The sequence below is a fragment of the Vibrio sp. B1ASS3 genome, from assembly GCF_905175355.1.
Classification (GTDB): Bacteria; Pseudomonadota; Gammaproteobacteria; order Enterobacterales; family Vibrionaceae; genus Vibrio; species Vibrio owensii.
Genome location: NZ_HG992742.1, coordinates 1,564,059 through 1,589,423, shown reverse-complemented (window position 1 = coordinate 1,589,423; position 25,365 = coordinate 1,564,059). Strand labels below are relative to the sequence as shown.

The 25,365-nt window shown below is 45.2% G+C and carries 22 protein-coding genes and 1 pseudogene; 2 read left to right on the top strand and 21 right to left on the bottom strand.

The annotated features are described in order from the left end of the window. Nucleotides 1-100: 100 nt before the first annotated feature. Nucleotides 101-1,984, bottom strand: a complete 1,884-nt coding sequence (locus KJB05_RS07150) for a methyl-accepting chemotaxis protein (RefSeq protein ID WP_208445121.1) — start codon at nucleotides 1,982-1,984, stop codon at nucleotides 101-103. A 227-nt stretch (nucleotides 1,985-2,211) separates the two neighbouring features. After that, nucleotides 2,212-3,783 carry a BCCT family transporter gene (locus tag KJB05_RS07145; RefSeq protein ID WP_005438862.1) on the bottom strand — a complete coding sequence of 524 codons (1,572 nt, stop codon included), beginning with the start codon at nucleotides 3,781-3,783 and terminating at the stop codon, nucleotides 2,212-2,214. A gap of 396 nt (nucleotides 3,784-4,179) precedes the next feature. Here KJB05_RS07145 and cosR point away from each other — a divergent pair, with 396 nt between their 5' ends. Beyond that, the gene (cosR, locus tag KJB05_RS07140; protein WP_005438864.1) at nucleotides 4,180-4,656 is read left to right on the top strand and encodes a MarR family transcriptional regulator CosR; all 477 of its coding nucleotides are present in this window, start codon (nucleotides 4,180-4,182) and stop codon (nucleotides 4,654-4,656) included. Between the two features lie 53 nt (nucleotides 4,657-4,709). Here the strand turns inward: cosR and KJB05_RS07135 are convergent, their stop codons facing one another. The 6 genes and pseudogenes from KJB05_RS07135 to KJB05_RS07110 all read right to left on the bottom strand — a co-directional run bounded on the left by KJB05_RS07135 (nucleotide 4,710) and on the right by KJB05_RS07110 (nucleotide 10,654). Beyond that, entirely contained in the window at nucleotides 4,710-5,348 is a 639-nt protein-coding gene (locus tag KJB05_RS07135) for a response regulator transcription factor (protein ID WP_009706881.1), read from the bottom strand. Then, nucleotides 5,341-6,695: pseudogene (locus tag KJB05_RS07130) on the bottom strand (cache domain-containing protein). Before KJB05_RS07130 ends, KJB05_RS07135 begins: the two are co-directional and overlap by 8 nt. A gap of 116 nt (nucleotides 6,696-6,811) precedes the next feature. After that, a complete protein-coding gene (locus tag KJB05_RS07125; protein WP_005438870.1) occupies nucleotides 6,812-8,098 on the bottom strand; it encodes a TRAP transporter large permease subunit in 1,287 nt (428 codons plus the stop codon). Between the two features lie 12 nt (nucleotides 8,099-8,110). Beyond that, nucleotides 8,111-8,650, bottom strand: a complete 540-nt coding sequence (locus tag KJB05_RS07120; RefSeq protein WP_208445119.1) for a TRAP transporter small permease subunit — start codon at nucleotides 8,648-8,650, stop codon at nucleotides 8,111-8,113. A 131-nt stretch (nucleotides 8,651-8,781) separates the two neighbouring features. Next, nucleotides 8,782-9,876, bottom strand: a complete 1,095-nt coding sequence (locus KJB05_RS07115; RefSeq protein ID WP_020196510.1) for a TRAP transporter substrate-binding protein — start codon at nucleotides 9,874-9,876, stop codon at nucleotides 8,782-8,784. A gap of 415 nt (nucleotides 9,877-10,291) precedes the next feature. Next, nucleotides 10,292-10,654, bottom strand: a complete 363-nt coding sequence (locus KJB05_RS07110) for a hypothetical protein (protein WP_005438876.1) — start codon at nucleotides 10,652-10,654, stop codon at nucleotides 10,292-10,294. A 271-nt stretch (nucleotides 10,655-10,925) separates the two neighbouring features. Between KJB05_RS07110 and KJB05_RS07105 the strand changes: the two genes are divergently transcribed. Continuing rightward, a complete protein-coding gene (locus KJB05_RS07105) occupies nucleotides 10,926-11,594 on the top strand; it encodes a DUF2982 domain-containing protein (protein ID WP_039838926.1) in 669 nt (222 codons plus the stop codon). Between the two features lie 12 nt (nucleotides 11,595-11,606). Here the strand turns inward: KJB05_RS07105 and KJB05_RS07100 are convergent, their stop codons facing one another. The 13 genes from KJB05_RS07100 to nrfE all read right to left on the bottom strand — a co-directional run bounded on the left by KJB05_RS07100 (nucleotide 11,607) and on the right by nrfE (nucleotide 25,365). Then, entirely contained in the window at nucleotides 11,607-12,263 is a 657-nt protein-coding gene (locus KJB05_RS07100) for an MBL fold metallo-hydrolase (protein ID WP_005430620.1), read from the bottom strand. Between the two features lie 130 nt (nucleotides 12,264-12,393). Next, a complete protein-coding gene (locus tag KJB05_RS07095) occupies nucleotides 12,394-12,942 on the bottom strand; it encodes a DUF882 domain-containing protein (RefSeq protein ID WP_038895173.1) in 549 nt (182 codons plus the stop codon). A gap of 170 nt (nucleotides 12,943-13,112) precedes the next feature. Further along, the gene (locus KJB05_RS07090) at nucleotides 13,113-14,705 is read right to left on the bottom strand and encodes a L,D-transpeptidase family protein (RefSeq protein WP_032802896.1); all 1,593 of its coding nucleotides are present in this window, start codon (nucleotides 14,703-14,705) and stop codon (nucleotides 13,113-13,115) included. Between the two features lie 104 nt (nucleotides 14,706-14,809). Continuing rightward, a complete protein-coding gene (locus tag KJB05_RS07085) occupies nucleotides 14,810-15,892 on the bottom strand; it encodes a DUF1513 domain-containing protein (protein WP_208445118.1) in 1,083 nt (360 codons plus the stop codon). After that, nucleotides 15,873-16,910, bottom strand: coding sequence for an imelysin family protein (locus tag KJB05_RS07080; protein WP_208445117.1), 1,038 nt, complete (start codon nucleotides 16,908-16,910; stop codon nucleotides 15,873-15,875). Before KJB05_RS07080 ends, KJB05_RS07085 begins: the two co-directional genes overlap by 20 nt. Before the next feature lie 10 nt (nucleotides 16,911-16,920). Beyond that, nucleotides 16,921-18,303, bottom strand: coding sequence for a di-heme oxidoredictase family protein (locus KJB05_RS07075; protein WP_208445116.1), 1,383 nt, complete (start codon nucleotides 18,301-18,303; stop codon nucleotides 16,921-16,923). A 92-nt stretch (nucleotides 18,304-18,395) separates the two neighbouring features. Then, nucleotides 18,396-19,658: an imelysin family protein gene (locus KJB05_RS07070; protein WP_020196502.1), complete on the bottom strand. Its 1,263-nt coding sequence runs from the start codon at nucleotides 19,656-19,658 to the stop codon at nucleotides 18,396-18,398. A gap of 154 nt (nucleotides 19,659-19,812) precedes the next feature. Further along, a complete protein-coding gene (locus KJB05_RS07065; RefSeq protein WP_213053077.1) occupies nucleotides 19,813-21,192 on the bottom strand; it encodes an IS4 family transposase in 1,380 nt (459 codons plus the stop codon). Between the two features lie 157 nt (nucleotides 21,193-21,349). Then, nucleotides 21,350-21,997: a GTP cyclohydrolase II gene (gene ribA, locus KJB05_RS07060; RefSeq protein ID WP_171371056.1), complete on the bottom strand. Its 648-nt coding sequence runs from the start codon at nucleotides 21,995-21,997 to the stop codon at nucleotides 21,350-21,352. A gap of 229 nt (nucleotides 21,998-22,226) precedes the next feature. Further along, the gene (locus tag KJB05_RS07055; RefSeq protein ID WP_009706892.1) at nucleotides 22,227-22,403 is read right to left on the bottom strand and encodes a hypothetical protein; all 177 of its coding nucleotides are present in this window, start codon (nucleotides 22,401-22,403) and stop codon (nucleotides 22,227-22,229) included. 146 nt (nucleotides 22,404-22,549) lie between these two features. Beyond that, nucleotides 22,550-22,960 (bottom strand): heme lyase NrfEFG subunit NrfF, encoded by a 411-nt coding sequence (gene nrfF, locus KJB05_RS07050; RefSeq protein ID WP_208445951.1) that lies wholly within the window; start codon nucleotides 22,958-22,960, stop codon nucleotides 22,550-22,552. Beyond that, on the bottom strand, nucleotides 22,947-23,480 hold the full coding sequence (locus KJB05_RS07045; protein ID WP_208445950.1) for a DsbE family thiol:disulfide interchange protein: 534 nt from the start codon (nucleotides 23,478-23,480) through the stop codon (nucleotides 22,947-22,949). The genes nrfF and KJB05_RS07045 overlap by 14 nt, the downstream gene beginning before the upstream one ends. Beyond that, complete coding sequence (gene nrfE / locus KJB05_RS07040) at nucleotides 23,458-25,365, bottom strand: heme lyase NrfEFG subunit NrfE (RefSeq protein ID WP_208445949.1); 1,908 nt, start codon at nucleotides 25,363-25,365, stop codon at nucleotides 23,458-23,460. The genes KJB05_RS07045 and nrfE overlap by 23 nt, the downstream gene beginning before the upstream one ends.

The following is a 25,365-nucleotide window of genomic DNA, read 5'->3' as shown; positions in this document are numbered from 1 at the left end:
GAAGCGAAAATATTATCTCTAGATAAACAAAAAGGAGCCAATTGGCTCCTTTTCTCTTTTCATTAAACGCGAATATCAGCGCTTAACTAACACTCTAAGCTTACAGCTTGAAGCGTTTGATCTCTTGCTCTAGCTCGTGAGAAAGCTCAGACAGATGCGCCGCTTGCTCTGCTGCTTGGTGCGCTTCAACAGAAAGCTCGTTAGACACGTCACGAATGCCTTCAGTGTTACGAGTGATTTCTGTTGTCACAGACGCTTGCTCTTCCGCTGCAGACGCAATTTGCGTCGCCATGTCGCTGATGCGCTCTACCGCTGAGTGAATTTGAGTAAGGCTCACTGCAGCTGAGTTTGCATCATCAACACTGGTGTCTGCTAGACGACGACTGTCATCCATAATACCGACCGCTTTCGCTGTTGTGCCTTGTAGCATCTCAATCGTTTCTTGAATCTCTTGAGTAGAAGCATGAGTACGTTGGCTCAGAACACGAACTTCATCCGCAACTACAGCAAAACCACGACCCTGCTCACCTGCACGCGCCGCTTCGATAGCTGCGTTTAGTGCTAGTAGGTTAGTTTGCTCTGCAATGCCTTGGATAGTCGAAAGAATTGTGTTGATTGCGTTACCGTGTGCTTCTAGCTCTTGGATCACGTTGGTTGCTACTTGTACTTCTTGCGCTAGGTTTTGGATAGAACCTTGCGTTTGAGTCACTTGGCCAGAACCGTGAACACATGCTTGAACCGCTTCTTCAGAGCTTGATGCTGTGTTATCTGCGTTGCCTGCAATCTCTTGTGTCGCTGCTGCCATTTCGTTAACAGCCGTCGCGACCATGTTGATTTCGTCTTGCTGGTAAGAAATACGCTGACTACGCTCTTCAGCTTGTTGAGCCGTTGTGCGTGCTTGCTCAGAAAGTGCCGATGAAACATGGCTTAACTTGGTTACCATCGTGTGCATATTGCCCACAAAGCGGTTGAAGTTGTCTGCCAGTTTACCGACTTCATCATCACTGCGTGGTTCAAGACGTTGCGTTAGGTCACCTTCACCCGATGCAATCTCTTCAAGCGCTTGTGATACTCGGCCAAGGTCGCGGAACAAGAAACCCACCAGCCAAGAGACTGCCACAATCACCACGATCGTAATCAGTACCGCAGTAATCAGCATTTCACGCAGTAGTTGCGCGTGGCTTGCTTCTTCTGTAGCGCGGTCCATTTCAATCGCGAACATCCAGTTTGTGCCAGGTACTTTACTGAAGTAATAAAGCTTATCTTTACCCTGAATGGTTGCCGTTTCAATTGAACCCGTGTTTGCTGCACGTTCAATAGAATCTTTCGTAAATTCTTTAGATAGGTCAGTGATTGGCTTAAGCGTTAAGCTTTTGTTTGGATGCGCAAGGAAAGTTCCGTCATTCATGTCGATCAGCATTGCGTGCGCATTTTCACCCGCATCTAAGCTGATAACGTCATTGATCAACTGATCAATCAGTACGTCTGCACCAACAACACCAACAAACTTACCGTTTTTCATTACAGGTTCTGCAATGGTAACCAGTAGCGCGTTAGTGATCGCATCCTGATACGCTTCAGTGATGATCTGCTTACCCGCTGATTTCGCTTCAGTGTACCAAGGGCGAGTACGAGGATCATAGTCTGCACGGTTACGTTCTGGATGAGAACGGTACATGCCACCTTCCGGAGTACCTAGGAAGATATCGTCAAAGCCCCCCGCTTTGCGCGCTTGTTGTAAGAAAGGCACCACGTTTTGCTCTGTTGAGTAGTCGTTGAAAGCCGTTGCAATGTCTTTGCGAATCGCAACCCAGTCAGAAATACCTTCTGATGCTGCGTTACTTAGGCTTTGTGCTCGTGAATAGACACCTGAACGCGTCTGATCAAACAATTGACCAGCCGACAGCCAAGTCAGTGCTGTTGCCATCACTACAACAGCAGATAGGCTTGCGCCAATTAGCTTTTGTTTTAATGATAATTTCATAATTATTATAAGAGGTTGGGAGAACAGTTAAGGTGGCTGAATATTACACATTTCTGACAAAGTAATCACGAAGATTATTCACAAAACTGAGACAATAACCCGTTGTAAAATAAAGAATTTACTTCGCCATTTTTTTGGCAAGCGTCAGAAAAATCGCACAAAAAAAGCCAGCATTCCGCTGGCTTTTTAACTCATTAATATCTAACGATATTTATAAATCACATCAATTATTGACGTTCTGTTCTCATACCCATCAATAGGCTGACACACATTGCAAGCAATACGAATGTGAACGGTAACGCGGTAGAGATAGCACCGGCTTGCAATGCTTGAACCGCTTCTGAACCACCAATCCACAATAGTGCAACCGCAATCGCACCTTCCATAAATGCCCAGAATACACGTTGTAGAACTGGCGCATCCACTTTACCACCAGCGGTAATGCTGTCGATAACCAGTGAACCAGAGTCCGATGAAGTGATGAAGAATACCAATACCAACACAACAGCAATGATAGACAGCATGTTACCGAATGGCAGAACATCAAACATTTGGAACATCGCTAGTGATACGTCAGTTAGACCGTTTGCACCTAGCTCACCCACATTGTTGATCACTTGATCGATAGCTAGACCACCGAATACTGACATCCAAATTAGTGTTACCGCTGTAGGAACAATCAGTACCGCTGTGATGAATTCACGAACCGTACGACCGCGAGATACGCGAGCGATGAACATACCTACGAATGGTGACCATGAAATCCACCAAGCCCAGTAGAATACTGTCCAACCTTGGAACCAAGCTTCGTCAGTACGACCAAACGGGTTGCTCAGTGGAACCAAGTTTTCTATGTACGCCATAAAGGTGGTAGGAATTGAACCTAAGCTCACAGCCCAACCAATCAAACCCACAAGGATAAGCAGTAGGAACGCAATAACCATGTTGATGTTACTGATGACCTTTACACCGCCATCGATACCACGGATTACCGAAACAACCGCAAGTAACGTCACAATCGTAATAACGACGATCTGTAGGCCAAGACCCGGCTCCACACCAAACACGTGGTGAATACCACTCGCTGCTTGTTGCGCACCAAGACCTAGAGACGTTGCAAGACCAAATAGCGTTGCTAGTACTGCAAGGATATCAACAATATGACCAGCCCAACCCCACGCGCGATCGCCCAACAATGGGTAGAAGATCGAACGCATAGAAAGCGGAAGGCCTTTGTTGTAAGTAAAGAAAGCTAATGAAAGTGCTACGACACCGTAGATTGCCCATGGGTGTAGACCCCAGTGGAACATTGTCGCGCCCAGTGCAAGCTTTGCAGCCTCTGGGGTATTGGCTTCAACACCGAGAGGCGTTTCGTACCAACCAGTGAAGTAAGCGACAGGCTCTGCCACACTCCAGAACATCAAACCGATACCCATGCCTGCCGCGAATAACATCGCAAGCCAAGACATGAAAGAGTAATCCGCTACCGCATCTTTACCACCAAGGCGAATCTTACCCATTGGTGACACAATCAAAGCTAAACAGAAGATTACGAAGATGTTGCCTGAAAGGATGAACAGCCAGTCAAATGAGCTAATGATTTTTAGCTTAATGCCATCCAACGCTGTTTTTGCGGTATGTGCATCAAGCACCAACGCCGCGATAAGAAATAGTGCAATGAAACCAGCACTGATACCAAAAACAGGATTATGTACGTCAAAACCCCATTTCTGGACGTTGTCTTGACCAACCGTATAGTCGGTACTGTCGATACTGTACTTATCTATACCTTTTGTCATTGTTCCTCTCTTTTGTGTTCTCGTTTTTCGGCAGCAAACCAAAAATTCATTCGAACACGATACATTTTATTTTCCATGAAAGTGGAAGATCCTACCATTGAGGCGTTTTTTGTCTATCTTTTGCTGATAAAAAATCCAATAACTTACTTTTCAATCAGAAAAATCCACCAAAAAAAGCGAAAACAACCACGACAATAATTAGACCACAAACATTTATTACTATAATAATTCTAGCCGTTACTTTTTTACCCGCCGAATACCCTTAAAAACAATAAGGAGAGCCAAGGCAAATAATTGAAAATTGGTGTCGCGATCCCTAACTAAGCCCTTTTAATAACAACGCTTTTGAGTTAGTGTCGCCTCGTTACATGATCCCTTAATGATTGGATTACGAAATTGGAAAAGTACGAAGAAGTCTTGGTCTCGATTCGTCAGATCATCCGCGCTATTGATTTACATTCAAAGAAGTTGAGCAAAGAGTCTGGTTTGACGGCTCCTCAGCTGATTCTAATGCGTGCTATTAGTGAACTTGATAATGTCACTATCAAGCAATTGTCTAGCCATACCAACATGAGTCAGGCAACGGCTACGACTATCCTTGACCGTTTAGAGCGCAATCAACTTGTCGAACGACGCCGTAGCGTAGAAGACAAGCGTAAAGTTCATGCTGTCTTAACAGAGAAAGGCCAAGAAGCGCTTAAACAAGCTCCGACGCCATTGCAAGAGCACTTCATCAGTCGCTTCCAAAAGCTTGAAGAGTGGGAACAAAGCTTGCTGTTATCTTCTGTTCAGCGCATCTCTACCATGATGAACGCAGAAGACATCGATGTTGCGCCAATGCTTGAACTAGGCAGCATCACTAAACCAGAATAAGCTTCTCTGTGCGCTCATGACTCGCATTCGTGATGAGCGCGTTTGCCCTTCTCTTACTCTATCAATCCTGTTTCAAACGCATATTTCGCTAGCTCAGCAGTCGAATGTAAGTCCAGCTTGTGTTTGATGTTGTGACGATGCGTTTCCACCGTTCGATAACTGATATCCAAAAGCGTAGCAATCTTTTTACTACTATTCCCCTGTGCGACTAATTTAAGTACCGCTTCTTCGCGGCGACTCAGTGGATTAGGCTTTTGTGCCGCAGGTACAACATCTTGAGTAAACAGTGTTTGGGTGACGGATTCACAAAAATACGTCGAACCTTGATTCACGGTTTTAATCGCTTGAACCATCTTGTCGGCTGAGATTTCTTTCAACATATAACCGACCGCTCCGGCTTGCATCACCTTCATAATGTACTCGCGATTGTCGTGCATAGTCAGCATCAGAATTTTACTTTCCGGGCGTTCTTCCTTAATCACGCCTGTCGCCTCTATCCCATTCATGATTGGCATGCTGATATCCATTAAGATGACATCAGGGTTGAGCACTTTTGACACTTCAATGGCCTCAAGCCCATTGCTTGCAGTGCCGATCACATCAATGTCAGGTTCCAATTCCAGACGTGCCATAAACCCATCCAGTACAACCTGATGATCGTCCACAATCACCACACTAATTGGTTTATCCATAAACTAATCCATCCAAATCTAACAATACGGTGATTTCCGTCCCCAACCCTGGTTCGCTCATCAATTCAAACTCACCACCAATAAACTCGACGCGCTCACGCATGTTACGCAGACCAATGCCTTGGCGATGTACCGATTGATTGACCATAAAGCCAATACCATCGTCCCGTATCAGTAATTGCAGCATATTGCCCATTTTTGCAAAATAACGGTGACCTTTTTTGCCTTGGCGTGTTTTTCAATATTGTTCAACGATTCCTGAGCAACACGATATAGCGTGGTCGCCACTTCCGATTTCAGCTTAACCTGCCCAGTATCGAAATGGCTGTCGATGTCCATACCAGAATGCGAATGAAAGTCCTGTAATAACGTAGAAAGCGCCGCCTCTAGACCGATGTCATCCAAAGCACTCGGGCGAAGCTGATGGGAGATATGGCGCACTTCGCTAATTGCCGTGATCAGCGAGCGCTGAGATTTGTCGAGGTGGGATTTGAGCTTTTCATCTTCAATACGATGCCCCATCAAATCAAGATGGCATTTGCTTGAAACCAGCAATTGATTGATACCATCATGCAGCTCTCTGGCTAGATGCTTTTTCTCATCCTCTTGAAACATCACCGTTTTGTGGGCCAGTTCTTTAAGGTTTTTATCCGCTAAACGATGTTCATGGAGGTTAATAGCGAGGGTTAAAACAATAATCACAGCGACCGTCACGACCAAAATCACAACTACGGTAAAGAAAGTCGTTTCGATATTCTGATTCACCGCCGCGCGCATGTTGGCAACTTCACGGCTCACGTCCTCTATGTACAACCCCGTGCCAATCATCCAATCCCACTTGTCAAGCCATGCGGCGTAGCTTAATTTAGGCACGACTTCACCTGTAGAGGGCTTCTGCCAAAGGTATTGGTGGAAACCGCCGCCGAGTTGGGCTTGATAAAGCAACGCCTCAATCAGGTGATCGCCGTTTTCATCTTGAATGTGAAGTAAGTTCTGCCCCACGAGATCAGGCAGAATCGGATGAACTAGATTCGTGCCGTGTTTATCGTAAGCGAAGAAGTAACCATCTGAGCCATAGCGAAGGCGATTGAGAATGGCTTTTACACGTTCTTTGGCAACATGCTCGTCGATAGTAGAGTCGTTATAGATGTGAGAAATCGCATCGAAAGCCAGATCAACGGTATCTTTCAATGCCACTTCTTTTGATTGGATCAGACTTTGGTGAAAGATCTCCACTTCGCGTTGACCCAACGTTTTCGCTTGGTAGATGGAAATCCAACTGATGCTTGCTGACACCAACACCACTGGGATCAATGCCAGCAAGATTAATTTGGCTTTGAGAGGCATCCCTTTCCTCCAATGAAACGCTGATTAGCTTAATAACTAATCAGCTTAACAACTTGTCTCAAAAGGTAAAAACTCTCAGGTCACAAAAACCTCGTTCCCCGACGACATCATGGCTTTTATGACATGCCGTAAAAGCCTGGGAAGAACAACAGGGAAGCCAGAACCACGATTTGAATCGCGATAAATGGCATAACGCCTCGATAGATATCACGAGTTGTCACACCCGTTGGTGCTACACCTTTCAAATAGAACAAGCTAAATCCAAATGGTGGTGTGAGGAATGAGGTTTGAAGGTTCATGGCAATCAAAATCGCAAACCACGTCATGTTGATGCCCATTAACTCAGCTACAGGCGCAATGATCGGCACGATGATGAAACAGATTTCTACAAAGTCGATAAAGAAACCAAGAATAAGAATCACCAACATGGTAATGATCAAAAAGCCCCACTTCTCACCCGGAAGCTCTAGCATCCACTCTTCTACCAAGTAGTCGCCGCCCGTGTAGGTAAATGCCATCGAGAATGCCGTTGCACCAAGTAGAATCGCGAAAACCATCGCTGTGACTTTTACCGTCTCTTTTGAGGCTTCATACACCATCGACCAGCTGAACTGTTTGTAAAGTAGCGAAAGTACAATCGCACCAGCACCGCCTAGCGCCGCTGATTCTGTAGGAGTCGCAATACCAGCAAAGATAGAACCCAAAACCACAATGATCAGTGCTAGAGGTGGCAAAACGGCTTTGAGCGCGGTAATCACCTCTTCCTTACGGCTGATGGATTCATCACGTTCGATAGGTTGAGCTGCCTCTGGGTTGAGCTTAGCGTAAATCAAAATATAGATAACGTACGCACCAACCAACATTAAACCCGGCCAAACTGCGGCTTGGAAAAGGTCTCCGACAGGAACCCCTAGCACATCACCAAGAAGAATTAGAACTATAGAAGGCGGAATGATTTGTCCAAGCGTGCCTGACGCACAAATGGTGCCGCATGCCAAACCTTTGTCGTAGTTGTACTTGAGCATCACTGGCAAAGAGATCAACCCCATTGCTACTACTGATGCACCAACCACGCCCGTCGATGCTGCAAGCAGCGCACCAACCAAAACCGTTGAGATAGCGATACCACCACGAATACCACCAAACAAACGCCCCATCGACTCAAGCAACTGCTCTGCCAATCGGGTCTTTTGTAGAACCAACCCCATGAAGACAAACAGTGGTACTGCCATCAATACCGTGTTTTCCATGATGGATTGAATGCGATATGGCATGAATGCAAACATCTCGATGCCTTCTGCCCATACGCCGAAAATTAATGCAATGCCGCCAAAGGTAAAGGCAACAGGGAAACCGAGTAGTAACGCAAACAGCGCTACAAAAAACATCACTATACCGATCATGCTGACTTCCTTTTACGACTTACCGTTGTTTCCGGCATAGATAAGATGAGGGTTAACAATTTTATTGACGGAATGAAGTAGTAAGCCCATACCACTGATCGCCATAAACAAGAATGAGAGTGGAATCATGGCTTTTATGATCCATCGATATGGTAAACCACCAGGGTCTCCAGACGTTTCTCCGAGAGCGAAACTCTCTTTGGCAAAATCGATACCGAACCAAGCAACCAATAGGCAGAATGGGAAAAGAAAAAGTAACGTGCCTAAGATATCGATGATGGATTGCGCTTTATACGATAAGCGCTCATAGAAAATGTCGACTCGAACATGACCACCGGATTTAATCGCGTATGGCACACCCAATAAAAATACAGCGGAAAATAGATGCCATTCCATTTCTTGGAAGGCGATGGATACGTCATTAAACACGTAGCGCATAACAACGTCGTACACCACGTTCGCTAATAACAAAATGAATAGGATGCTGGATAACCACCCCAGAAAATCACCGAAGCGGTTAAAGATTCGCTCAATATAAATAAGGCTTCTCATTCCGAACTCCATGGAACGTGTGGGATTGGCTCCGCTGGTTCGCGGAGCACTTGTTATAGTCTTCTCTAAGAGAAGTTTTTCTTGGGCTTCTTTTGCTGGCTAAATCGTTCGAACTAGCCAGCATGTCGAAGTTATTGCTGAGCTTGGCTGTTTAGGTAAGCTCGGTGTGAGATATCAGACCAAGGACGCACTTGTTCGATGTAGCTTGCTTGAGATTCTTGAATCTCTTTCGCTAGCGCATCTTTTTCTGCGTGCTGTTTCAGTAGACGTTCGTTCGCTTCACGTAGCGCTGAAATAACTTCAGGTGGGAAGTCTTTTACTTGAACATCAGGGTATTCTGATTGAATTGAAGCCCAGTTCTTACCACTCTCGTGCTTAGACTGAGTGTACATGTCGTACGCTGCGGCTTTCATCGCCACTTGAAGAATCGCTTTCAAATCATCAGGTAGACGCTCCCAAGTACGCTTGTTCACTAGGAACTGCAGTTCAGTGCCCGGCTCATGCCAACCTGTGTAGTAGTAAGGCGCAATTTTGTGGAAGCCCATACGTAAATCAAGAGAAGGACCTACCCACTCCAATGCATCAATCGTACGACGCTCAAGCGAGGTGTATAGTTCGCCCGGTGCAATGTTGGTTGGCTTCGCACCTAGCTCAGCAAGGATTTCACCTGCGAAGCCCGGAATACGCATTTTCAGACCTTGTAGGTCATCGACTGATTTGATTTCTTTCTGGAACCAGCCACCCATTTGGGTATCCGTGTTACCACCAGGGAAAGATAATAGGTTGTGCGGGGAGTAAACTTTTTCCATCAACTCCATACCGCCACCGTAGTAGAACCATGCGTATTGTTCTGTTGGCAACATACCGAAAGGCATAGAGGTAAAGTAAAGGGTGTTTGGTACTTTGCCTTTCCAGTAGTAAGACGCCGAGTGACCCATGTCGTATTGACCGGATTTCACCATATCAAACACACCAAGTGGTGCTTTGTGTTTGTTCGCAGAGTCAATGCGGATTTGTAAGCGTCCGTTTGACATTTCTTCTGCCATTTTTGCCATGTTCTTTGTTGCGTCACCAAAGATAGGGAAGTTTGGCCCCCACGTCTCCGCGAGTTTGAGGCGGTATACTTTGTCATCAGCAGCATGAGCAGAAGTTGCTACGAATGCCATCGTCGCGACCATTGCTGTCGCCTTGAGCACTCGTTTAAGAGATTTTTGGATAAGACTCATCGTTCACGTCCTTTGTCACCAAGGTTATTGTTGTCATCCATTACATAAGGATTCGCTATAGAAGATGGGACATTACATGGAAGTAAGAAATGGGCATGAACACGCAACAAAAATGCACTTAAACGCGAGCCTTAGCCATTAGTATTACGTGGTTATACGTAGTCCTTTTAATATCAAATTGCAGGAATTTTTATTATTCAAATAGTTAACAAGCAAGCCGTCACATCATAATCTGATAAAGCACGTACGTAGTTGACTGCGAAAGAATTTACACAGTATTTAATAAAATGTGACAAATGGCGGAATTGTATAGTTAGAATACTCAGTTAGAAATGAGCGAAAAGCGTTTTTTGGGCAAAAAAATACCCCGACTGGAGTCGAGGTATTCAATTAAGAAACAGAATTACAGCGGTAATTAAACTGCTTTATAGATAACTTTGTTACCTGCTAACTGCTCTTTTTGAACTAGGTTTTCTTCAAGAAGCTTCTTCAGTGCGCCAGTAGCCCATGATGCCGCTTTAGTGTCTTCTTGACCTGCAGCTAGACCAATACCTTTAGGGTTGATACCTTCAGCATTTGCTACAACGATATCTAGAACTTGTTGTTGCTTAGGAGTTAGTGCAACCTCAACAGTTTTCGCTGCAGCTACTTTCTTCTCAGCTACTGCTTTCTCAGCAACAGGTTTTGCCGCTTTTGGTGCCGCAGCTACGTTTGCTACTGTCGCTTTAATGCGTTTTTGCAGTTTCATCTGCACTTTACGCTTATGAGCAAGTCTCATTGAATATTTCTCCAGTTCACTGCATCTCAGCAGGGATGAAAATTTGAAGCGCGTTTTATACCAAAATTCATCAGCGATTTGTAGGTTTTAGCGGCGAAACGCGATGAAAAATGCGCTCACTGCATAGAACGTCTACTATTTAATCAGATAAATTGTGAACGGATTTATTGAATACTGGGTATAAAAACAGAGGTTCTTTGTTCTTGATAGGCAAATAAGTGAATATCGAGAAACATGTGTCTCAACGCCATTGTTCATTGAGGTTGAAAGCATGGAAACGCTGCATCTAAGTAACTCACATTTCAAATCCGACTCCCCAATCAACAAACTGATCATGTTTATGGTCGTCACCATCACCATGTTTCTGGTTTTGATTGCGCCGGGATGGAAACAAGCGATGTTGTCGGTCGTACTGATGGCCATCATCGTTGGCTTTGCCATCATCATGATAAAAAAGAGTCAAGTCTCCTTCACCCTTACCGCCTCCCACTTTCAACAACACCTCTTCAAAGGCGGCTGGGTGGTGCGCTGGAAAGACATCGACTCCATCGGCATTTGCACATACGAACAAGAAGGCTGGCACCAACCCCTTCCTTGGATAGGGATTCGGCTGAAGCATTACTCCCCTTATCTCAACGCGATTTGTCCACGTATCGCGACAGAAATCTTGCTTGGGCAAAGAGCCCTGCTTTATTTAGGAGCGAGACAAAATAATTGCGAAACAAAGTTTGAAGACATGGTGTTAGACCCCGCTCCTTACATCAATAAAGAAGGGATGCACTATGAGGGCCTACAAGCAATGCTAGCGAACAGAATGAAATATCAAAGACGATTTTATGGCTACGACGTGTTTATCTCAGCCAGTGATTTGGATAGAGAAGCGGAAGAGTTTGTGGGATTAGCTCGACGTTACCTAGCGGCCGCCGAGCCAGATGCTTAATTCAAAGACGCCTTAGTAAAGCGGCATTTCGTCAGCAACGAACGGGTTTGTTTTGCGCTCGTGACCAAATGTCGACTGTGGACCATGACCTGGTACGAAAGTAACATCGTTGCCAAGAGGCCATAGCTTCTCTTTGATTGAGCTAATAAGCGTGTTGAAGTCACCTTGTGGGAAGTCTGTACGACCCACGCTACCGTTAAACAGAACGTCACCCACAAACGCCAAACGCGCTTCTTCGCTGTAAAGCACTACGTGACCCGGCGTATGACCCGGAGTGTGAATCACGTTTAGAGTTTGATTACCAAAAGTGACCTTGTCACCTTCATTTAGCCACTGATGCGGTTCAAACGCTTCAGTCAGTGGGAAACCAAACATTTGGCTTTGGCCTTCTAACCCTTGCAACCAGAAGTTATCTGCCTTGTGTGGGCCGACAATCTCAGTACCACCTAACAGTGCAGACAGTGGCTCTGTACCACCAACGTGGTCCAAGTGGCCGTGTGTTAGCACTAGGTTTACTACTTCAACACCCAGTTCTTTGATCAGCATTGCGAGTTGCTTTTCATCACCACCTGGATCAACCACAATGCCTTTCATGGTTTCATCACACCAGACGATAGAACAGTTTTGAGAGAAAGATGTTACTGGAACAACTTGGTATTTCAGAGCCATAGATAACCTATACCGAATAAATTTGCATGAAAACTGCCGCAACTATGACACTAAGCCCTAGTGACTTCAAGCTTTGTACCATGGGGAATAGGCGACGTTCTGAGAAGAGAAACCCTGTCGTAACTTAGCACTACCAAGAACGAACAGCACCCGTATCGATATGAACAAAGTTACTGCGTGGATAATAACCCACACCACCAGCTTTTAGACTTAATGCCGCATCTCGAACTGTTGAAAGCTTCACGCCATCTAAACGGAAATCAATGGCCTTTCCTTCCATGTGCATGCTTTTTTTCGCCACACCTGAAGAACCATTACGCAATGATGCGTTAGTCAATGGAGAGCGGTAGCCAGAGATCACAATCACCTCTGCTTCTGTACCAATCAACTTTTGGATTTGACTGATCTGATCGAACAGACGTCGATCCATTGGATGAACTTCATTACGGCGATGATCACGACAAAACTGATCAAGACGCTTCAGTTCTTCGTCAACATAATTTGTCCCGTTGAAGTAGCACGACTCCAACAGCTCACCAGTATTGAGGTTATTCATCGCGAGAACACGAGGTTCATCAGGCAGAGATGCCCAAGACATGCTTGGCATTGCTGAAGCAACAACGACACCACCAGCGGTCATTTTAAGAAAATCACGACGGGAAAAATTACGACTTACCATGAAAATACTGCTCAATTACTGTACGAGCAGCGGACATTACCGAAACCAATTTAACGCGTCAAATGCATAAATCGGTCCGGCTTGTCGTTTTTAGGCTGGTTTTTCTGTTTACTTATTGAACAGAAAACAGATTTTATGAATTGTAAATTTTTTTAAATTGAGAACGAATCTCACCCTTGATCATCGTATTGATAAATGTCATCACGGTAGTACAAGGTGCCCTCTTCTAACCATGCGGTTTGATAGATGATATGCACTTGAATTCGTTCACTAAGCGGTACTGAAGTGTTAGAGCGACGACCATTTTGACGCTTCTTCGCTAGCCTTTCTTCCAGACCCTGTGTCTTGAAGAGTAGCTCCGCCAATTGGTCAGCATGTTCGACACGAACGCAACCAGAACTGAACGCTCGACGATCTTGATTGAACAGGTTTTTACTTGGTGTATCGTGCAAGTAGATCGCTTGTGGGTTCGGCATATTGAATTTATACAGCCCCAGAGCATTGTGTGAACCCGATGACTGTCTCATACGATATGGGAAAGTTCTTGGGTTCACGGTAGCCCAGTTGATGGTTGTTGGATCAATGATCTCGCGTGATGTCCAAGAGCGAATGATCTGGATGTTGTGTTGCATCAGATACATCGGATTGCGTTTCACTTTTGGAATGATGTCTTTCACCATGATCTTCCACGGCACATTCCAAGTAGGGTTTAAGATCACTGAGTCCAATGTACCTGTCATGATTGGCGTTTTACGTGATGCTTTCCCTACAACGACTTTAGATTCAAACAGCGGCTGTCCATCATGCCAGTAAGTCACTTCATATCCTGGAACGTTCACGAAGACCACATTGTCGCGCTCTTTTGCCCAAATACGAGAACGCTCTGCGTTCAAGGCTAATGAGTGCAAACGTTGCTGAGGTGAGAAGTTAATCCAACGAATCGTATTGGGACCGATGATGCCGTCTTGTTTCAAGCCATGAATACGTTGGAACTCCATCACCGCTAGCTCTAGGTTTTCATCATAGAGTGTGGTTTCAGTATCCAAATGCCCAACATCAACACCCACAATCTGCATTCGAGCAATCATGCTGGCTTTATCAAACAACTCATCCCCAACTCGGGCTAAACGTTGATCTTGTTGATAAAGAGGGAACTCAAACTTGGCGTAAGTCGACAAAGATGCATATGCAGTATTGAACGATTCGTCCATTTGTAAAGGTGAGCGCAACTCAGCAAGGAACTCGTCTAACTTTCCGACTGTGATTTCATTACTCAGTAACGAGAGCGTCTCAATACTCGGCGCAGGGAAGCTAACATTACCTTTGTTCGCAAATAACCAATTGATGCCCTCTGCTGGAACCTGCTCTAGGTACGAAAGATACATGAGCAGTGAGTCACTCATTACAAGATCGAAATCAAGCTTGTCGCCTTGTTCACGCACTTGTTCTATGCGGCGCAGTTGGTTGTCAAACTCTTGAGTCACATCTGCCAATGCAACGAGCTTAAGCTGAAAAAGGAGTTGTTCTACATCGCTTTCGTTTTCCCAGTTCAAGCGATAATTAGTGCTTTGATACAGTTGATCAATTACATCTGGGTAATGGATCATTTTTTCTACAGACAGCTGATCAACCGCCCCCTCTTGCTCTGTTTGTGCAGAAGCATCGAGAGAAACTACTGTTGAAAAGCTGCAAAACGGCACCAAAAGTGCCGTTATCATTAGGAGTCTAGCAATCACTGAAACGATCCTTCCGTTACATGCCATAAAAAAAGTATGGCAAATATCTCACGGGTTGCAGCTTTAAAATTAAGAATCTGAAGACGAAAACGACAACAAAATTCTCAATAAGTGCTTACTCAATGATCTTTCTAGATAATTCTCGACCAATGGTTATCCCATTGCACACCGCTTGCGAAGGTATTTTTTGATTCTTCAGGCCTTTGCTCTACCACTTTTCCCGCGCCAGAACTGACTCGGAATTCATCACCGTAGATCACAACACCAGAGGCGTCTGGTAACGCACTTAGCTCTACCAATTTGCCAGTAGATTTAGACCATATACCATAACAACTGCCCGGAGGCGAAGTGGCTAAGATCCATTCATCGGTTGCTGCAATACTCGCAACGTAGTGATTGAAACGCGCCCACTCTTCAGGCTCAGCTTGAAGATCTTGCATTTCACCACCACGCGTGTGCATGGCGATTAAGGCAGGATACTCGTCCGGCTCACCACGATATTGCTGACCACAAAGCACGGTTTCCGCTCCATCATGGGCTAAGTGGCGAATACTCAACTTATGATCCGGTAAAGACACTTGATCCAGTAGCTCACCCTTCTGTGAAAGGTAACTCAGGCTCGGCCTCATGCTATCAAGATTGAGAGGTTCACGGCCATTAGTGTGTACGCCACCGACGCCAATCGCCAATGCGCCATCAGGCATCATGATCACTTCATGAGGGCCAAGGCCAAAACCCGTTAACTCATCAATTTTTTGATATTGCTTCTGCACATCATAAACACCAATGATCCCACGACTTGTCCCCCTCTCCCCTTCTGTGGCAAATAGCAACGTGCCATCATGGGAGTAAACGCCATGCCCATAGAAATGGCGGTTTGGTTTTGCTAGTTGCAGTTTGATCATCTGCTCTGAGCGATAATCAAACACCATGAAGAAAGTACCAGGTCGACGACCAAAAACGACGGCGTGGCCTTGTTGGTTTGTTGCCACACCGTGACCACGCTCAGGAATCGGCAATGAAGATAGCGGTATACCATGCTCATCTGCCACCACCGCGGCGTATTTATCTCGGCCAATGATAGAGCAGCCGATCAACGCAGGCTCACGTGAGCTTGTTGAAGCACAACCAAATGGCATCATAGGTGTAGCCGCCCCGAATAGAGCGGCTTTCAGTAAGTTTCGGCGGGTTTGATTAGTCACCATCGGTTGCATTAAATCCTATAACCACACCAAGCTCGATCGCCACTTCTTCGTGAATCAGGTACTTCAATTGCTCTAGCTTATTGTATTGAGCAAGCACCATGCGATAGCCTTCTTTTGTTTGTAGTGCAGCAAACAAGCTCTTATCTTCTGGCCAAGTTTCTAACGCCATTTCAAACTGATGAACAACACGGTCTGCGAGGCCTGCATGGCCTTGCTCTCTTAATAACGCATCTAGACCATTTCCGTTAGCAAAGTACAACGCTTCCATCCCTTGTAAGTTGGCTTTTAGGTTTGAAAGCGAAGTTTCTGAACGCCATGACTCTGAAAAATACGGGCGAGGCTTACCAATCTTCGCTAGCGGTCGGCTCAACTTCTTCATGCTGTATTCAAGCTGATTCGAGAGCAGTGAAATGTACTCAGATTCCCATTCCGTCATCTCTAGCGATTTCCAAGGGTTTTCTGCCCAAGAATCCGCAATGATCTGCGCTTTGTTATCGAGGTTTTCCGCAATCGAAACGCCTGTCGCACAGGTATTGCTGTTGCTAGATAAGGTCGACGCTTTATCGTAAAGCAGCCATTCCAGTGCCCCTAAACCTTGCACAGTGACACTTTGGGTGGAAATATCTCCTGCACTCCAAGCTTGATCAGATTTCGTCAGTACAGACATTTTACGACCAGTGGTGTTCTTTTTATCTGGCCAAAACTGAACATTCCAGCTTTGCTCCAACGCCGTAGCAGGGCCACGTTCTTGACCTTGTAATGCCATCCACGCAAGCATAGTTTGATGCCACTGCTGTTTTACTTGTGCATCATCTTTCGACTCTGATGCGCAGTAATCTGCGAAGCGTTGTTCAAGTTCTGTGGTTTGCGCTAAAAACGTCTGAGCTGATTGAAACTCGACCTCGTACACGCTTTGAGAAATATGACTTGTACTCTCAGGCTTGGCAACGCTCGCACCGCTGGTCGATTGGCAACCAACCAAACTTAACGTTGCGGCAATCGCACTCACTAATAGTGTTTTTTTCATGGTTGCTTCCTTATAGAGAATTCAGAAACGCAATCAATGCGTCACGTTCTTTTTTGTTCAGTGCTAAGACGTTTTGTTTCGCCGTTTCCGCTTCGCCGCCGTGCCACAACACCGCTTCCATCAGGTTACGAGCGCGGCCATCATGTAGAAAGTAAGTGTGTCCGTTTACTTCTTCGGTATAACCAATGCCCCACAACGGTGCCGTTCGCCATTCACGGCCGTTTGCTAGGTATTCCGGACGGTTATCGGCTAAGCCTTCACCCATATCATGCAAAAGCATGTCTGTGTATGGGTGGATAAGCTGCTCAGAAAGCGCTGGCAACTCTGGTCGTTTCGCCGTTTTGACACTGGTCTTGTGGCAGCTTTCACAGCCAGACGCAGCAAAGATTTGCTGACCAAGTTTCACGTTAGGGTCATTGACATTACGGCGAATAGGTACGGCTAGGTGCTGGCTGTAAAACTCGACGAAGTCGAGAATATTCTCACTCACTTCTGGCTTGCCGCCATTTGGCATGTCGTCACAAATGCTTTGTTTCGAGGTGCAGTTTTCGTTCGGGAATAAATGGCTCGTAAGACCCACATCACCATTGAATGCCGCCGCATTTTGCTGCATTAGCGTCGGTTGTCCGGCTTTCCAACCAAAACGACCAATCGAGAAGTCATCCTTCTCAATATTCCACACCTTGTTTAATTTGCCTGAGATACCATCTTTGTTGGAGTCTTGTTCATCAGCCCAAGCGAGTAGCGTTTCGTCGGGAATACTCTCCAACAAACCAAGACCTATCATTGGCGGTGCCACACGTGCTGAAAATTCGGTATCTGGGTGCATATCGCCGTAACCTAGTTCGGTAATGTTCAAATGAGGTTTTCTTAGTGTCACCGTCGTACCGTCTTTAAATTTCACTGGCACATCGCTGTAAGTAATTTCGATTTTGCCTTCTGGCGTTTGATCTTGCAGGGCGAAATCTTGAAGCTGGCCACCATAAGTCGGCTCAGGTATGCCACCATCTTTGATGAAGGCTTTCTTTTGTTCTGGCGTCATCGCAGGAATGCTTAAGCGCACTAACATAGACACGGCATGTAAATCATCTTTCTCTGGCGGATGACCACGACCGTCTTTGATGTGGCAGTTCTGACAACCATTGGTGTTAAAAAGCGGGCCTAGGCCATCACGAGCGTCCGTTGACGCTGGCGCTTGTACCCAAGGGTTACGGAAAAAGCTGTTACCTACGCTAAAGTCGAGGCGCTTACTCATCGGCAGGTTGGCAGCAGGAAGAGAATAGGCATTCGCGCCGTCTTTTTTAACACTGGTTTTGCCACCAGACTTAACATCGTAAGCCATGGCAGAAGAAGAAAGGATCGCGGCTAGCGCAGAAATTAGGTATGGCTTCATATCATTGCTCTACATATACAACAAGGGTGATAACAACGAGCTCAAACGGCAAAAGGGCTCACAAAGAGCCCTTATTTATTATGGTTTTCTTATTAAAACTCGTGGTCAGCAGTATCAGGGCTTAGGCTGTCGATGCCGACAATGTTTGCCGCTCGCTCAATCGCACCGGTTTGTGCTACCAATGACATGATGGTGTCGTTTACTAGCGCGTTGCCTTGTGCGTTACCCGCCGCAATCAGTTGGTCAAAGTGCTGGTTGTTCTTCTCTGCAGAAGTCACTAGCTCACCAACTTGGCTACGTGTTGTATCAAACTGCTTTTGAATTTCGGTCGCTGCTTTCTTATCTTTTTGAGCAACAAGGTCAGCAATACTTGGACCAGAAAGTTCTTTGCCGTTTACACCTTTGTATGTACCTGTGTAAACGTTGTAGATGCCTTGCTCATTGTAGTAATGAGAGTTGTGCGTGTTGTCTGAGAAACAATCGTGCTCGTCTTCAGTTGAGTTCGCTTCTAGTGCCACCTTCATGCGCTCACCCGCTAGTTCACCTAGAGAAAGAGAACCCATGCCGAATAACATCTTACGAAGACCATTATCAGCAGATTCGTTTAGTAGCTCTTCACGGTAGTTGCCTTTCACTTCAGCAGACCACTGCTTTTCCATCCACTCAAGATCTTGAACCAGTAGATCAGCGGCCGCTTTTAGGTACTCACCACGACGGTCACAATGACCATTCGTACACTCAGAACCGACAACGAAATCAGTGTAAGCACGTTGACCTGCACCCGCGTTAGTGCCGTTTAGGTCTTGACCCCAAAGCAAGAATTCAATCGCGTGGTAACCTGATGCAACGTTTGCCTCAGAACCGCCTACTTCGTTTAGATCCGCTAGCAATTCTGGTGTGATTTTTGACACGTCCAGTTTAGAAGCACCAATCTGTAGACTAGTGTTTGCGATGATGTTTGCAGCCGCGCCTTCGTTACCCAATTCGTATTGGTAATCCGCCGCTACGTAGTCAATCAAACCTTCATCAAGTGGCCACGCGTTTAACTGACCTTCCCAATCGTCAACAATCGCGTTACCAAAACGGAAAACTTCAGACTGTTGGTAAGGAACGCGAGAATCGAGCCAAGCTTGTTTTACTTCTTCAAGCTTTTTTGCTGATGGTGATTTTAGGAATTCGTCGATTTTTACATCAAGCGCTTTCGCTGTTGTTACTGAATCAGCAAACACAGCATGGGCAACATCCGCGTAATGTTCGACAACTTGTTGTTTAGTTACTGTAGCAGCAACGGTAGAACCACTGGCAATGAGGAGTGATGCAGCAATAGATTGGACTAAAACTTTTTTTGCATTCATCTGAAGCATCCTTGTTGAGCATTTTAATTATCGTATTGGTAGTGCTAATTATTCTTATTTGCACTTTAGTCCCGAGATAATACAAATTTACAATTTATTTGCAACTCCAGATACAAAAAAAGCCTCATAATAATGCTGTCTCTTGATCACAAGTCTAGTGATCAAGAGACATTGCGAGCTCGTAGCCTTCAAGGATGGTTTGCAGTTTAAACCATCCTTCCCATAGTGCCTTTATTGAAGCTCTGCCCGTCCTCTTGGTATCTTTCCAACCGCCTAATTTAGCAAGATTTCTGTACGCCCAGCTCATATCGGGTACTTCTTTAGGTAATGTCTTGCTTTCTAGTTTCAACCACAGCAGCTTCCAAGCTTTTGTGCCCAAGGCCTTTTCACAACTTTCTGTTGATAGCTCATCAACTTCTTTAATGAAACGTAACGCCAATAAACGAGTCGCAACAAAGGCATAGATGACACTTAACCTCTCTAAGTTACCTTTACTTTGGAGTCTTAGTGACTCCACATCCGTACCTTCACTTTTCCAGACTTTATGGAAGTCTTCAATCAGCCATCGACGCTCGTAATAACCGATAATTCTCATGGCGTCTTCAGCGTTGTTTATTGGCTCCGACGTCAAGAGGTGCCATGCTAACTTGTCTTTTGATGCCCCTTGCTCAAGGCAACCAACATAATAAACAGGTATGCCTGCGTGCTCTTTTTTGTTTGCCGGAGCCTTTAATGTCACCTGACCATATTTAACGTCAAGCTTTACATCTCTCGCTTTTCTCCCTCCTTTTTGGGGGATGGTAAGCTCCTTTGTCTCGACACTTGGTAACGCTTGCGCATAGTCGTAAAGCTTTTGAGCGTGTTCTTCTAGACAACGACTTTGCATTGAGCGAACGACAAAGCGCTGCTGATGTTGACGTTTATAAGTTAAGTATTCGAATAGGTCTGCTTCTCGGTCACAGACCGAGATAACATCTAACATCTTATCCCCTAGGCGCTCAACGACACGGCGAGAAGCTTGCTCCCATTTGTAACTCTCTTTCTCCTCGTAAGGACGAGTCGCGTGTTGGTGCTTTTGCCCACGCTTAGTAATATCTCGGCTCCATCGTTGTTGCTCTATAAGACCAACAATGGTCTGACTTTGTGGTGCAAAAAGTAACGTCGAATGTACATGGAGAGCTCGGGTTCTATTGCCTTGATTCGTGTGCCCGAGCTCTTCTTTTATACTTCGATGAGGAAAACTGAGCGTTGTTGTATCTTCAAGCGCAAGTAATTCTTCATGCTCTTTAGCTCGGGATACGGTTGATTGAAAGCCAGCTTCAGCGATGTCTTTTGCATCGATGTTTTCATTACGGATAAAGCGATATGCGCCTTCCATATCGGCGGGAGAAAAAGGAAGTTTAGCCACGGAGACTCCTGGTTGATTAGCAATGGAAGTCGCTAAACTGATGAGGCGTTGTGTTCTTCGAGGATCTTTAAGTTGTGCTTGTCCAAATTGTTCTTGCGCCCAAAGTTTAGCGTCTGAGTGTGTCATCTTAGTGTTTCAGTAAGGATTCTTAAGTGATCAGATCGCACACACTTGAAAGAGTTCAAAAAAAAATCCCTAAGCTACAAGCTTAGGGATTTGTGTATAAGAGACAGCATAATAATGAGGCTTTTCACATGCTTTATTGTCAATTTTATCTTTATAATTAAACTTTTAGGTTGTGTTTCCCGTGAGAAACTTTTGCCTTCAGGTAATTTTCATTGCCATCTTTGATGTGTGCAGAAGTGTTGACAACTTCTGAAATTTCGATTCCGTATTCCGATAACTCACGGATCTTCTTAGGATTATTGGTTACCAAACGAATCTTACTAACACCCAATGCTTCTAGCATTTGTGCTGCTTCTGTGAAGTCACGTAGGTCATCATCGAAACCCAAATGATTATTCGCTTCGTAAGTGTTCATGCCTTGGCTTTGCAAGCGGTAAGCATCAATCTTATTGTATAGACCAATACCACGCCCTTCTTGGCGAAGGTAAAGGATGATGCCACCTGATTCGCCCATACGATTAATGGTCTCTTCTAGTTGCTCACCACAGTCACAGCGTGAAGAGTGGAACACATCGCCAGTCAAACACTCAGAATGCATGCGAACTAATGGCATGTCCTGAGTTTGGTCTGCTTGTTTGAAGATAATCGCTACATGCTCTTTATCTGTCTTCAGACCATGGAAAGACAGGATTTCGGCATCAATGTTACTTTTAGCCCCGACTTTAAAATCTACTCTGGCACGTACTTCCGCCATATCTACACTCACTCGATTTATTGCTTGATGCATTTTCGTTATCGCATTCATGGGATTGCTCTCATTTGCTCTTCAACTATGGGGATTGATACCACATTTTTCAATGTTGAGATCACAAAGAACCCTATTCTTATTCATGACAAGCTAGGAAATCCTGTTCGGACACTTCCCGCTAGCCGACTTTACAAATGTTATAATATAACATTTGTGATTAACTACAATAAAAAAACCCCAGACAAATTTGCCTGGGGTTTCGAAAGCGTTAGTTGAAGAATTGATTTTAGTGCGTTTGGCTGCGCTTCCATACGGCGAGCTCAATCCAAACCGCTTCAAGTTCTTGAATCTCTTCGTCGGTTAAAACGGCGAGTGTAGAAGTGACTTGTGGCAGCTTCGGTGACTGCAATGCACGAATCTGCGAATAAAAGTCCTTTTTTAATTGCGATATAACTGAATCCACTGCGTACACCTATTCATTCTTTTATTACTCCTCCAGCTCAATTTTTATGGTCTGCTATTCACTGGAGCCTTCATAAATTCGAGAAAATGATAACATTCTGCTTGTTATGTGCACAATTTATTTTTAATAGTGGAATAACGGTCACATTAATTGCGCTTTACCATTCGGATCGAATATAAGACAAAAAGGATCAAAAATAGAGCAGGAAAGATCCACAGTAACGCAGTGGTAGAATTAAATGGGGGTTGATACAGAACAATATTCCCATAACGAGCGACTAGGTAGTCTTTTATTTCTTGATTTGAACTGCCTTGATTAGCCATGGTGTACACCTTCAATCTAAGGTCTTTGGCGGCTTGTGCATTGGACTCTACAAGGTTTTGGTTTTGGCATTGCGGGCAGCGTAATGTCTTGGCTAATGCGGTTGCGCGCTGTTGCACTTCAACAGAATGAAACTCAAACAGATCAACATTCTGTTCTAAATCCGCACTTCTCGTGAAAGAAGAAAATAGTGTAAATAGGATTATTGTGACGAGAAGACTATTAAATCGAAACATTCAAATACCCTGAAAATATATCGTTCCATTTATCTGCCGTTAGCTCTCCACGATATTTGATCAATATACGACCATTTTGATCAATCAAGTAAGTTTCCGGCGTTCCTATAACACCTAGCTCCACAGCGAGCTTTCCATTAGGGTCACTAATTACTTCAATATATGGGTTTCGTTTAGAGCTCAAATATTCACGAGCAGCTTGTTTTTGATCTCTATAATTCAGCCCAATAATAGGCACACCGAGTTCTGCTAACTGCAATAACTCTTCATGCTCTCGTTTGCATACCCCGCACCAAGATGCCCAAACATTCAATAATTTATATCCGTCGTTTTTGAACAATTGCTCAGAAACCATGTCATCAGAGATCAGAGAAGTAGAGCGAAAATTAGGTGTCTCTAAATTTCGTTGTGGGGACAATTCAACATGTGGTCGCTCAGACAAGGCCACCGCAGTTACTACAGCAAACACAGCAACACCCACAACGAGACCTGCGAGTTTAAGCGTATTTCTCGATCGCATTGATAGCCTCTCTCCTTTTCTTTAGGCCGGTTAATAGCGCACCAAACACCGCTAATAGCCCACCAGACCATATCCACCAAATACCTGCGCGGTACTGAACTTTAATCGCATAAGCATGAGTGTCGACTTTGTCACCCAATGTCACGTAATAATCGCCATGCCATAGTGAACGAATCGCAGGCTCGGTCATGTTCATTACTCGCACAGGGTAATGGCGCTTCTGCGGGTTGAAATTGAGCATGCGGCCATCTTCCAAATGCAAGGTGATCTGTCCTTGTTCCGCGGTATAGTTCGGCCCCACCAGCCATTCGATACCATGATAATCGATAGTGATCCCCGCCCTTTGTTGAGAACTGCCGGGTTCGACACGTAAATTGTATTCATAAGAGTAGTGACTATTGAAAACAGCCCCACTCACTGCCATTGCAAAACCGATATGTGCCATCACGATTGGCATGAGTTTACGCTTATTGGAGCAGCGAAACAGCATAACGAGATGCGCCACAATCACCCAAGTAGCCAACGTTATGGTTAACAATACTTCGAAATGCAGTGCATTCACTGAGAACATAAACCCGATCCCAGAGACTATAAATAACGCGATACTGATCGCGATATCACCGCTTACACTCGGCACTGTGCCTTTTGTCCATTTCAGCACCGGCATCAAAGCTAAGGTAATCAGAGCCAGTATGCTTAATGGGAAGATCAGACTATTAAAGTAAGGTGCGCCAACTGAAATGTTCCCTAAACCGAGCAGTTGATAAACCATCGGATAAAAAGTGCCAAGAAAAACGATAGCAGTCGCAACAACCAGCAGCCCTTTGGCGACGTAAGCAGTGTAAGCTCGGCTCGTTAGAGATTGAAGTTTAAAGCGAGGGAGTTGTTCTCCTCGCAAAATCAATACGCCAAAAGTGATGATGACAAGCAAGCTCAATACACCAAGCAGCACCAAACCTTTAGTTGGGTCCACCGCAAAAGCATGCACTGAAGTCAGTACACCAGAGCGCACCACGAATGTCCCTAAAATGCTTAGGCTGAACGTAGCAAACGCCAGTGCGTAGGTGCTCCAAATTGCGCCTCTGCTGCGTGTTGCGACAACACCGCTGTGCAACAAAGCAGTACCCGTAAGCCAAGGTAGTAAAGAAGCGTTCTCCACAGGGTCCCAAAACCACCAACCGCCCCATCCTAGCTCATTGTAAGCCCACCATGATCCCACCAAGATACCCAACGTGAGCGTTCCCCATGCAAAAAACGCTGCGCTTCGAGCGACCACATACCAATCGCTCATCGGTTGTTTACCCAATAGCGCCGCTAATGCAAAAGCTAATATTGCTGCGTAACCAACATAACCGAGATAAAGCAATGGAGGATGAATGATAAGCCCAACATCTTGCAACATTGGGTTTAGATCTCGCCCTTCCGACGCCAATACTTGGGCATATTCGAACGGGTTAGAGGTCATTAACGTGAACCATGCAAACGTCCCAATCAGAACGTTCATGATTCCTAGACAGTCACAAGTATATTTGGCGTTGAGCGGTGACTTAAATGCAATAAATGACGCCCATAAACTCAAGGTGACGACCCAAAACAACATGGAGCCTTGGTGCCCACCCCAAGCGGCAGCAATTTTGAACGCCACGGGAAGTTGACTGTTGGAATGCGTAACAACATATTCCAACGCGAAGTTGTCTTGCACGAAGCAGATGATCAGAAGTGCTAAACAAATGATGGAAGCTAAGCTAATGATGTGGGACATCGCGACTTGATGCGGCAATGTTGCCTTCTTACCTATAGCACGACGTATCCAATGCAGCAGCGATGCACAAGTCGATGTTACAGCCACTAATATCAGTAAGAAGAACCCTAGCTCAGCTTCCAT

Excerpts from the sequence above, each read along its gene's own strand:
- KJB05_RS07150 (WP_208445121.1), bottom strand. The coding sequence starts at position 1,984 with ATGAAATTATCATTAAAACAAAAGCTAATTGGCGCAAGCCTATCTGCT.
- KJB05_RS07145 (WP_005438862.1), bottom strand. The coding sequence starts at position 3,783 with ATGACAAAAGGTATAGATAAGTACAGTATCGACAGTACCGACTATACG.
- KJB05_RS07135 (WP_009706881.1), bottom strand. The coding sequence starts at position 5,348 with ATGGATAAACCAATTAGTGTGGTGATTGTGGACGATCATCAGGTTGTA.
- KJB05_RS07125 (WP_005438870.1), bottom strand. The coding sequence starts at position 8,098 with ATGATCGGTATAGTGATGTTTTTTGTAGCGCTGTTTGCGTTACTACTC.
- KJB05_RS07120 (WP_208445119.1), bottom strand. The coding sequence starts at position 8,650 with ATGAGAAGCCTTATTTATATTGAGCGAATCTTTAACCGCTTCGGTGAT.
- KJB05_RS07115 (WP_020196510.1), bottom strand. The coding sequence starts at position 9,876 with ATGAGTCTTATCCAAAAATCTCTTAAACGAGTGCTCAAGGCGACAGCA.
- KJB05_RS07110 (WP_005438876.1), bottom strand. The coding sequence starts at position 10,654 with ATGAGACTTGCTCATAAGCGTAAAGTGCAGATGAAACTGCAAAAACGC.
- KJB05_RS07105 (WP_039838926.1), top strand. The coding sequence starts at position 10,926 with ATGGAAACGCTGCATCTAAGTAACTCACATTTCAAATCCGACTCCCCA.
- KJB05_RS07100 (WP_005430620.1), bottom strand. The coding sequence starts at position 12,263 with ATGGCTCTGAAATACCAAGTTGTTCCAGTAACATCTTTCTCTCAAAAC.
- KJB05_RS07095 (WP_038895173.1), bottom strand. The coding sequence starts at position 12,942 with ATGGTAAGTCGTAATTTTTCCCGTCGTGATTTTCTTAAAATGACCGCT.
- KJB05_RS07090 (WP_032802896.1), bottom strand. The coding sequence starts at position 14,705 with ATGGCATGTAACGGAAGGATCGTTTCAGTGATTGCTAGACTCCTAATG.
- KJB05_RS07085 (WP_208445118.1), bottom strand. The coding sequence starts at position 15,892 with ATGCAACCGATGGTGACTAATCAAACCCGCCGAAACTTACTGAAAGCC.
- KJB05_RS07080 (WP_208445117.1), bottom strand. The coding sequence starts at position 16,910 with ATGAAAAAAACACTATTAGTGAGTGCGATTGCCGCAACGTTAAGTTTG.
- KJB05_RS07075 (WP_208445116.1), bottom strand. The coding sequence starts at position 18,303 with ATGAAGCCATACCTAATTTCTGCGCTAGCCGCGATCCTTTCTTCTTCT.
- KJB05_RS07070 (WP_020196502.1), bottom strand. The coding sequence starts at position 19,658 with ATGAATGCAAAAAAAGTTTTAGTCCAATCTATTGCTGCATCACTCCTC.
- KJB05_RS07065 (WP_213053077.1), bottom strand. The coding sequence starts at position 21,192 with ATGACACACTCAGACGCTAAACTTTGGGCGCAAGAACAATTTGGACAA.
- ribA (WP_171371056.1), bottom strand. The coding sequence starts at position 21,997 with ATGAATGCGATAACGAAAATGCATCAAGCAATAAATCGAGTGAGTGTA.
- nrfF (WP_208445951.1), bottom strand. The coding sequence starts at position 22,960 with ATGTTTCGATTTAATAGTCTTCTCGTCACAATAATCCTATTTACACTA.
- KJB05_RS07045 (WP_208445950.1), bottom strand. The coding sequence starts at position 23,480 with ATGCGATCGAGAAATACGCTTAAACTCGCAGGTCTCGTTGTGGGTGTT.
- nrfE (WP_208445949.1), bottom strand. The coding sequence starts at position 25,365 with ATGGAAGCTGAGCTAGGGTTCTTCTTACTGATATTAGTGGCTGTAACA.